Annotated in this window: 8 protein-coding genes and 1 pseudogene; 5 read left to right on the forward strand and 4 right to left on the reverse strand. The window is 66.2% G+C overall.

The features are described from left to right. Nucleotides 1-293 precede the first annotated feature (293 nt). On the forward strand, nt 294-2072 hold the full coding sequence (aspS, locus tag CKO23_RS22645) for an aspartate--tRNA ligase (protein WP_200335416.1): 1779 nt from the start codon (nt 294-296) through the stop codon (nt 2070-2072). Nucleotides 2073-2181: 109 nt separating this feature from the next. Further along, the gene (gene nudB / locus CKO23_RS22650; protein WP_200335418.1) at nt 2182-2727 is read left to right on the forward strand and encodes a dihydroneopterin triphosphate diphosphatase; all 546 of its coding nucleotides are present in this window, start codon (nt 2182-2184) and stop codon (nt 2725-2727) included. A 184-nt stretch (nt 2728-2911) separates the two neighbouring features. Here the strand turns inward: nudB and CKO23_RS22655 are convergent, their stop codons facing one another. Next, on the reverse strand, nt 2912-3340 hold the full coding sequence (locus CKO23_RS22655; protein ID WP_200335420.1) for a CBS domain-containing protein: 429 nt from the start codon (nt 3338-3340) through the stop codon (nt 2912-2914). Between the two features lie 128 nt (nt 3341-3468). Here CKO23_RS22655 and CKO23_RS22660 point away from each other — a divergent pair, with 128 nt between their 5' ends. Together CKO23_RS22660 and CKO23_RS22665 are read left to right on the forward strand one after the other, a co-directional pair. Then, on the forward strand, nt 3469-4209 hold the full coding sequence (locus CKO23_RS22660) for a zinc ribbon domain-containing protein (RefSeq protein WP_200335422.1): 741 nt from the start codon (nt 3469-3471) through the stop codon (nt 4207-4209). A gap of 149 nt (nt 4210-4358) precedes the next feature. Further along, entirely contained in the window at nt 4359-6185 is a 1827-nt protein-coding gene (locus tag CKO23_RS22665; RefSeq protein WP_200335430.1) for an ABC transporter transmembrane domain-containing protein, read from the forward strand. A gap of 268 nt (nt 6186-6453) precedes the next feature. Here the strand turns inward: CKO23_RS22665 and CKO23_RS22670 are convergent, their stop codons facing one another. Together CKO23_RS22670 and CKO23_RS22675 are read right to left on the reverse strand one after the other, a co-directional pair. Then, the gene (locus CKO23_RS22670; RefSeq protein WP_200335432.1) at nt 6454-8253 is read right to left on the reverse strand and encodes a Na/Pi cotransporter family protein; all 1800 of its coding nucleotides are present in this window, start codon (nt 8251-8253) and stop codon (nt 6454-6456) included. After that, nucleotides 8250-8744, reverse strand: a complete 495-nt coding sequence (locus CKO23_RS22675) for a universal stress protein (RefSeq protein WP_200335434.1) — start codon at nt 8742-8744, stop codon at nt 8250-8252. The genes CKO23_RS22670 and CKO23_RS22675 overlap by 4 nt, the downstream gene beginning before the upstream one ends. A gap of 354 nt (nt 8745-9098) precedes the next feature. Between CKO23_RS22675 and CKO23_RS22680 the strand changes: the two genes are divergently transcribed. Continuing rightward, nucleotides 9099-9902, forward strand: coding sequence for a metallophosphoesterase family protein (locus CKO23_RS22680; RefSeq protein WP_200335436.1), 804 nt, complete (start codon nt 9099-9101; stop codon nt 9900-9902). 194 nt (nt 9903-10096) lie between these two features. On the opposite strand, the pseudogene CKO23_RS27015 reads toward CKO23_RS22680, so the two are convergent. Continuing rightward, a pseudogene (locus tag CKO23_RS27015) lies at nt 10097-10220 on the reverse strand (IS1595 family transposase); the annotation flags it as partial.

Below are 10220 nucleotides of genomic sequence, written 5' to 3' on the forward strand. Positions count from 1 at the left end.
CCCTCCCGCAACCCTTCGGCGTCCCTGCGTTTGCCGATCCGCTGGGGGCGAGCGGCCCGCGCCCATGTGCTGCTGCGGATGGCGGCGTCCCTGACCCGATGCCGGTGGCGGCATTTCCAAGCCTGGAGTGCGCGCTGAGCGGCGCGGCGGCGGGGATGCCGCGCTCCATCCTTTCCTCACGCGGCTACTTGCGCCAATCATGACCGGGAAGTATGCTGGCAAGCTTTTTCATGATGGCCTAGGCCCGTTGTCGAGCCAGGTCAGTCCACCGCTAACGATGGGGCTAGAGACCGATGCGCACGCATTACTGTGGAGATTTGAACGCCAGCCATGACGGCGAGGAGGTCGTTCTCTGCGGCTGGGCACACCGGCGACGCGACCATGGCGGCGTGATCTTCATCGACCTGCGTGATCGCCAGGGACTCGTGCAGGTGGTCTTCGACCCGGACCGCGCCGAGGTCTTCCAGCGCGCCGAGCAGGTGCGCAGCGAATACGTGCTCGAGATCCGCGGTCGGGTGCGCCCGCGCCCGGAAGGCACCCTGAATCCAGATCTGCCGACCGGCGCCATCGAGATCCTCGGGCTCGACCTCGAGATCCTCAACGCCTCAGAGACGCCGCCCATCCAGCTGGATTCCCACACGGCCGACGCCTCCGAGGAGATCCGGCTGCGTTACCGCTACCTCGATCTGCGCCGCCCCGAGATGCAGGCGCGCTTGCGCACCCGCAGTCAGGTGACTCAGACCATGCGTCGATTCCTCGATGCCCAGGGCTTCCTGGATGTCGAGACGCCGATCCTCACCAAGTCCACGCCCGAGGGCGCGCGCGACTACCTGGTGCCAAGCCGTACCCATCCGGGCGAGTTCTTTGCGCTGCCGCAGTCGCCGCAGCTGTTCAAACAGCTGCTGATGATGTCGGGCATGGACCGCTATTATCAGATCGCCCGCTGCTTCCGCGACGAGGACCTGCGCGCCGACCGTCAGCCCGAGTTTACCCAGCTCGATATCGAGGTCTCCTTCATGAGCGAGGATGCGCTCATGGGGCTGATGGAGGAGATGATCCGCGGGCTCTTCCAAGAGGTGAGCGGAGTCGAGCTGCCGAACCCCTTCCCGCGCCTGTCCTATGCCGAGTCCATGCGCCGCTTCGGCTCCGACCGCCCGGATCTGCGCGTGGCGCTGGAGCTGATCGACGTCGCGGACCTCATGGACGAGGTGGACTTCAAGGTCTTCTCCGGCCCGGCTCGGGATCCCGAGGGGCGCGTGGTCGCCCTGCGTCTGCCCAAGGGCGGCGAGCTGACCCGCAAGGAGATCGACGGCTACACCCAGTTCGTCGGCATCTACGGCGCCAAGGGTCTGGCCTACATCAAGGTCAACGAGTGGGCGGCCAAGGGGCGCGAGGGTCTGCAATCGCCCATCCTCAAGTTCCTGCCGGACAGCGCGGTTCAAGGCATCATGGAGCGCACCGCCGCAGAGGACGGTGACCTGATCTTCTTCGGTGCCGACAAGGCCCGCGTCGTCAACGAGTCCATCGGCGCGCTGCGCGTCAAGCTGGGCCAGGATCTCAAGCTGATGGAAGCGGGTTGGCGCCCGCTGTGGGTCGTGGACTTCCCGATGTTCGAACACGATGCCAACGCCAACCGCTGGGTCGCGCTGCATCACCCCTTCACCGCTCCCAAGGAGGCGCAGCTCGACACGCTGGAGCAGGATCCGGGCGCCTGCCTCTCGCGCGCCTACGACATGGTGCTCAACGGCACCGAGATCGGTGGCGGTTCCATCCGTATCCATCGCGAGGCGGTCCAGCGGCGCGTCTTCAAGCTGCTGAACATCACCGACGAGCAGGCCGAGGACCGCTTCGGTTTCCTGCTCAAGGCGCTCAAGTTCGGCTGCCCGCCGCACGGCGGTATCGCCTTCGGTCTGGATCGCCTGGTCATGCTCATGACAGGCGCGACCTCGATCCGCGATGTCATGGCCTTCCCCAAGACCCAAACGGCGGCCTGCCTGCTGACGGACGCGCCCTCCGCCGTCGACGACAATCAGCTCAAGGAGCTGGCGCTGCGGATTCGGCCGCGGGCCTGAGCGGCCGATGCAGACGCCGGATCCCGCCGACGGGCTGGCATCCGCTCGGCCGGATGGGTCGTTGGAATCGGTTGACGCAATCCCGGCGTCCCACCCAGGCGAGGCACTGATGCCCAAGAGCGAGCTCAAGCGGCCTCAATCGGTGCTGGTGGTCGTCTCTACCCGCCAGGGCGAGTTCCTGCTGATGCAGCGGACTCGCCCGAAAGGCTTCTGGCAGTCCGTCACCGGGAGCCTGGCTCCCGGCGAGACGCCTCGGCTCGCGGCAGTTCGCGAGGTCTTCGAAGAGACCGGCATCCGTCCCGGCGGCGGGCTCATCGATCTGCACCAGTCCGTCCTCTTCCCCATCATTCCCGCCTGGCGCGGACGCTATGCGCCGAACGTCTGCTTCAATCGGGAGTATTGGTTCGCGTTGATACTGGATTCGCGCCGGCTCATCCGGCTGAGCCCGAGGGAGCACCTGGAGTATCGCTGGCTCTCGGCCCCGGAGGCCGTCGAGCTGACCGGCTCCTGGACCAATCGGGACGCGATCCAGCGTGTCGCCTCCGTCATCGATCCCATTGGCGGATGCGGCACCCTGGGGCCATCCATGCGATCGAGCCGACGGACCAGCCGGGTGATCGATCGGCGCTACCGGCGCGCGCTGTCGGACGCTTAGGGACTGTCCCTCTTCTACGTCCTGATTTGAGCCTGGTCACGAAGCTGGAGCTTCGTGACCAGAAAGCCGCGCAACGATTCGCGGGGTAGCTCCAAGCGCGCGCCGTCGTCGAGGCGAATGCTCAACAGTCGGGGCTTGGCGTGCAGGTTGATCTCCGTGGGATGACGCTGGGGCGGCTGCCCGGTCATTGGCTGATGTAATGCTCCAACTGCTCGATGATGAATTTCTGCTCCGAGATGATCGACTTGACCAGATCGCCGATCGAGACCAGCCCCAGCACCTGACCGCCGTCGATGACGGGAAGATGACGGACGCGCTTTTCGGTCATGAGGATCATGGCCTCCTCCAGCGACTGCTCGGGGGTCGCGCAGACGACCCGGTGCGTCATGATGTCACGCACGGCGGTCTCCTTGGACGACCGGCCGCGCAGGATGCCCTCGCGCGCATAGTCGCGCTCGGAGATGAGCCCGATCAACCCGGTGCTGTCGGTGACCAGCAGGGCGCCGATGCGGTGCTCCGCCATGAGCGTTAGTGCCTCGTAGACGGTCGCGTCGGGACCGATCGACCAAACGCGGTCGCCCTTCTGGTCAAGTAGCTCTTGGATCTTCTTCATCGCTCCTCCGGTGTGTCGCGGCGTGTCGTGTGTCGCCGTTTGTCTGGTGTGCCTGTGCTAGCTTTTCGGGCTGATAGGAACAGCTTAGCAACTTCGCCAGAAAAGAGCCGGAAACCCGGAGCGATGCCATGAAATGCCCGAAATGTCACGCCGAGCAGGACGACGCCAACACCATCTGCGATCGCTGCGGGATCGTCTTCGCGAAGTTCGACAAGCACCGCCCCCGTCCAGGCGAGGCGGGGCGGGTGGCACGGATGCTGTCGCGGGACAGGGATGAAGATCAGGCGCTGCGGTCGCTCTTGTTGCCGACCGAGGTCGCGGGCGACGTCGTGGTCCTCTGGGCGCGCGGTCTGCTCTGGGCGATCCTCGTGCTTTGGGGGCTGCTGCTGATTCTTTCCTCGGTCGGTTCCAATGCCGCGGGCGCCTCCTTCCTGCATCTCATCAATCTGCCCTTTCACGAGGCGGGGCACGTCTTCTTTCGTCCCTTCGGGCAGTTCATCACCTCCTTGGGTGGGACGCTGGGGCAGCTCCTGATGCCGGCGATCTGTCTTGGTGTCCTGCTGATCAAGACCCGGGATCCCTTCGGGGCGTCGGTCTGCCTCTGGTGGTTTGGGGAGAACTTCCTCGACATCGCGCCCTACATGGCGGACGCGCGCGCCGGTGTCATGCCGCTGGTTGGCGGCGGGACCGGCCAGTCGACCCCCTATGGTTTTCACGACTGGAATTACCTGCTGACGGAGACAGGTCTGCTGCGCTGGGATCAGGCGCTCGGTACACTGACCCATCTGCTCGGCTCCCTCATCATGATCGCCGCCGCGCTCTGGGGTCTGGCCCTCTTGCGGCGTCAATCCCGGCGGCTCAAGTCGTAGAATAGCCAACAGATCCCTTCAGCCTTCGTCCGCCGAAGATCGACCCCATATCCCGGGACTGGCGTCAGGTTTCAACCTGAAGGCACCTGACTCTCTCAGGGTCGACGCGCCGCGTCGGCTCAAGCCCCCTATTTGCAGTGAGACTCTCCATGCGTGATGCAGCCGCTTCCGACAGTAACCGACCCGGCACCCGTAACCTGGGTGCGCTCAAGCGGCTGCTCCGCTTTACCCGGCCCTACCTCGGGCGACTCATTGCGGCCCTGATCGCGCTCGCGGTCGCCGCCGGGTCGGTGCTCGCCTTCGGGCAGGTCATCCGGGTCGTGGTGGACTCGGGACTAGGGACGGGCTCGGCCGAGGCGCTCAATCGGTCGCTCTTGATCTTCCTCGCCGTGGTGGTCGTGACCGCAGGGGCCATCATGGCCCGGAGCTACCTGCTGAACTGGATCGGCGAGCGGGTGGTTGCGGACATCCGCAAGGCCGTCTTCGAGCGGACCCTGGAATTGGACGTCGGCTTCTTCGAGACGACGCGCGCCGGCGAGATCATCTCGCGGCTGACCAGTGATACGGCCTTGCTCCAGGTCGTCGTCGGATCGACCCTGGCGATGACGCTGCGCACCTCGCTGCTGGTCATCGGCGGCGTCGTCATGCTCGCCGTGACCAGCCCCGGCCTGACCGGGCTGGTGCTGATCGGCCTGCCGGTGGTGATCGGTCCGGCCTGGATCATGGGCCGGCGCATCCGCCGGCTCTCGCGCGCGAGCCAAGATCGCATCGCGGACGTGGGTGCCTATGTCGACGAGGTCATCCACGGCATCCGCACCGTTCAGTCCTTCTGTCATGAGCCGGTCGACAGCCGTCGCTACGGGGACCAGGTCGAGGCGGCCTTCAGCGTGGCCATGAGCCGCTCGCTCAGCAGCGCCATGCTGTCCGGGGTGGCGACCTTCCTGACCTTCGGGGCCATTGGTGTCGTGCTCTGGATGGGTGGGCATCAGGTCCTCGCCGGCACCCTGAGCGGCGGCGAACTCTCGGCCTTTCTCTTCTACGCCATCGTGGTGGCAGGGGCCGTCGGTTCGCTGAGTGATCTGGTCGGGCAGCTGCTGCGCGGCGCCGGGGCGAGCGAGCGCTTGATGGAACTGCTTGAGATCCGGCCCGGCATCCTCCCGCCCGTGAGCCCGCAACCGCTCCCGGCCGAGGTCCGCGGCCGCATCGAGCTGGAGCAGCTCAGATTCGTCTATCCGTCGCGCCCAGACGCCGCGGCGCTCGACAACCTCACGCTCGTCGTCGAGCCCGGTGAGCGGCTGGCCCTGGTTGGCCCGTCCGGGGCGGGCAAGTCGACGCTCTTCCAGCTGCTGCTGCGCTTCTACGATCCCGCCGAGGGTGTCATCCGTTTCGATGGGGTCGATATCCGTCAGGTCGAGCCGCGGGCGCTGCGCAGCCGCATCGCCCTGGTGCCGCAGGATCCCGTCATTTTCGGCGCCGATGCCTGGGAGAACATCCGCTACGGCCTCGATAGCGCCACCGATGAGGACGTGCGGCGCGCGGCCGAGGCGGCCCATGCGGCCGACTTCCTGGACCGGCTCCCGAACGGTTTCGATACCTACCTGGGCGAGCGCGGTGTGCGGCTCTCCGGCGGCGAGCGCCAGCGCATCGCCATCGCGCGCACCATCCTGCGCAACCCGGCGCTGCTGCTGCTGGACGAGGCCACCAGCGCCCTCGACGCCGAGAGCGAGCGGTTGGTCCAGGATGCGCTGGAGACCTTGATGAAGGGGCGCACCAGCATCGTCATCGCCCACCGTCTGGCCACGGTGCGAAGCTCCGATCGCATCCTGGTCATCGACCAGGGCCGGATCGTCGCCTCGGGTCGCCATGATGAGCTGATGGCCGAGGGCGGCCTCTACGCGCGGCTGGCTTCCTTGCAGTTCCAGGAGTCGGAGCCGCCGGCTCGCGCGGCGTTGCGCGCCGTCGTGGGTCAGGCTTAGGCGCCGTCCATCTTCGACTTCCCGATCTGACTGCTGGTGACGAAGCTCCTGCTTCGGCACCCGCGAGACGAAGCTCTGCTTCATGAATCCTCAGGCTGCGCCGACGCTTCGTGAAGCGGAGCTTCATCGCATGGGTCACGCAGCTGGAGCTGCGTGACCAGAAACCGGGAAGCAATTGATGGACGGCCACTTAGGCGGGGCACTGGCGGATGCGCCGATCCGTCAACGGGCCGAAGGCAGGACAGGCGCCAGCGATCGGCGCCGCGCCTCAGTCCGCCTCTGCGGCGTCCTCGACCGTCTCGACCGTTTTGGCCATGCGCTTGGCGAAGTAGTAGATCCGCTTGAGCTTCTCGATGATGTCGATCTCGAGTGTGTAGGCGGGGATGCGGTTCGGCTCCTCGGCGACCAATCGGCGCGCCTCGTGCGCGGCGGCCGAGTCGGCGATCTCCGAGATCTCCTGCTTCATGGATGTCACGGTGCGCGCAGCCATCTCATTGTTCTGCGCGACGGCCTGCAGCGCGGCGGCAAGCGCCCGGGTCACGGCCTGATGGAATCCGAGCAGCACCTCGCGTGTCGGCGGGCTGACAGAGACGCCCTGGTCGATGCGCTCGCGGCCGAGCACCACGAGGTTGGTCTCGATGAGGTCGCCGATGTTCTCGAGGTCGTTGGCCGCGTCGAGCAGCCTCAGCAGCTCGCGGGTCTGGCGCTCGGTGAGCGCCTGGCGGCTGATCTTCCCCAGATAGGCGACGATCTCCGCATGCAGTGTGTCGACGTCGTTGTCCATCAGCTCGATCTCGCGGAGCGTCTGGCGGTTGCCGCTGAGGATCGCCGGCATGATCCGCAGCATCATCTCCTGCACGCTCTCGCCCATGTGCAGGATCTCCAGCCGAACGCGATCGAGCGCGAGCGAGGGCGTCGTCAACAGCTCCTCGTCCAGGTACTTCGGCTGGACGATGAAGGCCTCCTCGCCCAGGGGCTTGTCCGGGACCAGCCACTCGACCAGGCGCGCGAACTGCCCGGTGAACCCGATGAAGAGCAGGGTATTGGCGATATTGAAGAGGCTATGGGCATTGGCGATCTGCCGCGGCACCTCGGCGGCGAGGCGCGCGCTGCCCGTCAGCTCCGGATGGCGCGGAGAGAGCCACTGCACCAGCTCGGCCAGCTGGCCGATGAAGCCAACCCAGATCAAGACGCCCGCGACATTGAAGATGACGTGGACCAGCGCGGCCCGCAGGGCTTCCCGTGGCTTGCCGATCGCGGCGAGCAGCGCGGTGACGCAGGTCCCGATGTTGGCGCCGAAGGCGAGCGCGATGCCGGTGTCCAGGTTCACGAAGCCCTGGCTCGCCATGACGATGGCGATACCCGTGGTTGCCGCCGAGGACTGGATCAGACCGGTGAAGACCGCCGCGACCAGGATGCCGATCGCCGGATGCTCCATGGTCGCCATCAGGTTCAGGAAGGGCTGATAGGTGCGCAGTGGCGCCATGGCGTTGCTCATGACGGTCATGCCGAAGAAGACCAGGCCCAGCCCCATGAGCATGCCGCCATAGTGGCGCAGGTATTCGCGCTTGGCGCCGAAGAGCAGGGTGAAGCCGACGCCGATCATCAAGAGTGCCGCGTTGTCGATGCGGAAGGCGATGAGCTGCGCCGTCACGGTCGAGCCGATGTTGGCGCCCATGATGACGCCCACGGATTGCGCGAGCGACATCAGCCCGGCGCTGATGAAGCCGACCACCAGCACGGTGGTGACCGATGAGGAATTGATCACGGCCGTGACGAAGGCGCCGGTGATCGCACCCATGACGCGGTTCGTCGTCAGCCGCGCCAGGATGTCCTTCATGCGGTCGCCGGCGACCGCCTTGAGCGCGCTGGCCATCTGCTCCATCCCGGAGAGGAAGAGCGCCAGTCCGCCGAAGAGCCCCATGGCCATGACCCACCAATCGATGCGCTCGGGGGCCTCGGCGGCCCAGGCCGGCGACACGGATCCCAGGCAGAGCAGCAAGAGGCAGGCGGGGAGGGCGGCCATCCTGGCGGCACGTCCCGTGTTGCGCAGCGCGAGCGTCTTCATCCGCCAGCCAGCGAGGGCGATGCCTGGGCCGACTTCACCACGGTCACTGGGATCTTGGCCCGGTGGACCACCCGCTCGGCCACCGAGCCGACCATGAGATGCTTGAGGCCGGTCAGCCCCTTACTCCCCATGACGATCATCGCCGCGGATCGGTCCGCGGCGACCTCCAGGATGCGGCTGCTCGGCAGGCCCTTGACCAGCAGGGTCTCGATCTTCTTGTCGTCTTTCAGCTCCGGGTGCTGCTTGCCGAGCGCGCGCAGGAAGTCGGCGAGCATGTCCGCCGCGCCGTCCTCGATGCGCAGGAGCTGTTTCTTCTTCAGGGCACGGCCGTAGTAGCCGGGCATGGCCCCCGGATCATGGACGACATGCAGGATCAACAGCGGCCGGTCGTAGCACCCGGCCAAGTCGAGCGCGCAGAGCAGGGCGGCCTCGGAGTGCGTCGAGAAATCGACCGGGACCAGGATGGGGCGGTTCGCTGGTTCGTTTTTCATGGGTGTGATCGTTCCAGTTCAGGGGGCGGACGGCTAGCGTACTCGAGTGCGAGAGAACGCCTGCCGAGCCGGATCCGAGGCCCGCGGCCTCTGGGCGCGATTTCATCATGCCAGCCTTGCGGACGTGAAGCCCGGGCGAGCTTGCGCGGAAAGGAATAGAATTCCCCTCACCAAATCGCGGAGGCGGCGACCCATCTCGGTCGTCCGCCACCGCGCGACCAGCCCAGCCCATCGCAGGTTTCCAACCCTTTGCAGTCGTCCGGTGCGCGCCCATCCGCCGGGGCCAAGCCAGACCCTCATGGCGAGCTGCCTGCGCTGGCTGGCTGCTGACCGAGCTGAAGGACCCAGACTGCGATGTTAGGCTATTTCATGCGCCGGGACAGATCCGGCCCCAAGGACACCCCGCGTCCCCAGGTTCCCGATGGCGTGCGCCTGTACGCCGTTGGCGATATTCACGGCCGCTATGACCTGCTGCGAATCCTCCATGAGCGGATTCAGCAAGACGTCATACGTCATCCGGGCGGCGAGCACTGGATCGTCTATCTCGGGGATTATATCGATCGCGGCCCGCAGAGCCGTGAGGTCATCGAGCACCTGATCTCGAGCGCGATGCCCACTCTGCGCACGGTGTTTCTGATGGGCAACCACGAGCAGTCCCTGCTGGGGTTCATGGACGACCCGGAGAGCCATGCCGATTGGCTGCGTTATGGTGGGCTTGCCACACTCATGTCATACGGCATCAGCCCCTCCCTGATCAGTCCTGCGTCCCTGCTCAGTCCTGCGTCCCTGCTCAGTCCCAAATCGCCATTGCAGGAGCTGGCGCTGGCGCTTCGGGGCGCGATGCCCGCGCATCACCTGGCCTTTTTCGACCAGCTCCAGGACTCCTTCATGCTCGGAGACTATTTCTTCGTCCACGCGGGCATTCGGCCGGGTGTCCCGATCGAGGCCCAGGCGCGCGAGGATCTGCTGTGGATTCGCAACGACTTCCTGCGCAGCGCCAAGGCCCACCCGAAGATCGTCGTGCATGGGCACAACATCTCCGAGGCGCCCGAGGTCACCGCCAACCGAATCGGCATCGATACGGGTGCCTATGCGAGCGGCTGTTTGACCTGCCTGATTCTCTCCGGCCATTCCCAAGCATTCATCGACACCCGCTGAGTTGAGCGCCAGGGGGGGGTGTCGCCGCGCGGCTCATCGATCGGCCTGACTCGACGATCAATTGCCCGCTCTGGGCTCTCCACTTAACCGGAGTTCCTCCACGGACGGTTTGCGGGAGGGAGGTCGAGGCTTGGCGGGTGGCCATTTGCCCTCGGCGGGGTGGGGAGTACTGTTCGGGGTCGCTGGGTCAGTGCGAGTTCCTTGTAGCGCACAGGCTCGTTCGCAATCGCGAGTTCGAGTACCCGGTAGAACACCATCCCACGGCTGCGGGACCGCCGGCGGTTGAAGCGGAACACGAACTCGTTCAGGTAGCTGGCA

Source organism: Thiocystis violacea (genome assembly GCF_016583565.1).
GTDB lineage: Bacteria > Pseudomonadota > Gammaproteobacteria > Chromatiales > Chromatiaceae > Thiorhodococcus > Thiorhodococcus violaceus_A.

What these genes read in the sequence shown, in the direction of transcription:
- CKO23_RS22655 (WP_200335420.1), bottom strand. Translation starts at nt 3,340, where the DNA reads ATGAAGAAGATCCAAGAGCTACTTGACCAGAAGGGCGACCGCGTTTGG.
- CKO23_RS22680 (WP_200335436.1), top strand. Translation starts at nt 9,099, where the DNA reads ATGTTAGGCTATTTCATGCGCCGGGACAGATCCGGCCCCAAGGACACC.
- nudB (WP_200335418.1), top strand. Translation starts at nt 2,182, where the DNA reads ATGCCCAAGAGCGAGCTCAAGCGGCCTCAATCGGTGCTGGTGGTCGTC.
- CKO23_RS22675 (WP_200335434.1), bottom strand. Translation starts at nt 8,744, where the DNA reads ATGAAAAACGAACCAGCGAACCGCCCCATCCTGGTCCCGGTCGATTTC.
- CKO23_RS22665 (WP_200335430.1), top strand. Translation starts at nt 4,359, where the DNA reads ATGCGTGATGCAGCCGCTTCCGACAGTAACCGACCCGGCACCCGTAAC.
- aspS (WP_200335416.1), top strand. Translation starts at nt 294, where the DNA reads ATGCGCACGCATTACTGTGGAGATTTGAACGCCAGCCATGACGGCGAG.
- CKO23_RS22670 (WP_200335432.1), bottom strand. Translation starts at nt 8,253, where the DNA reads ATGAAGACGCTCGCGCTGCGCAACACGGGACGTGCCGCCAGGATGGCC.
- CKO23_RS22660 (WP_200335422.1), top strand. Translation starts at nt 3,469, where the DNA reads ATGAAATGCCCGAAATGTCACGCCGAGCAGGACGACGCCAACACCATC.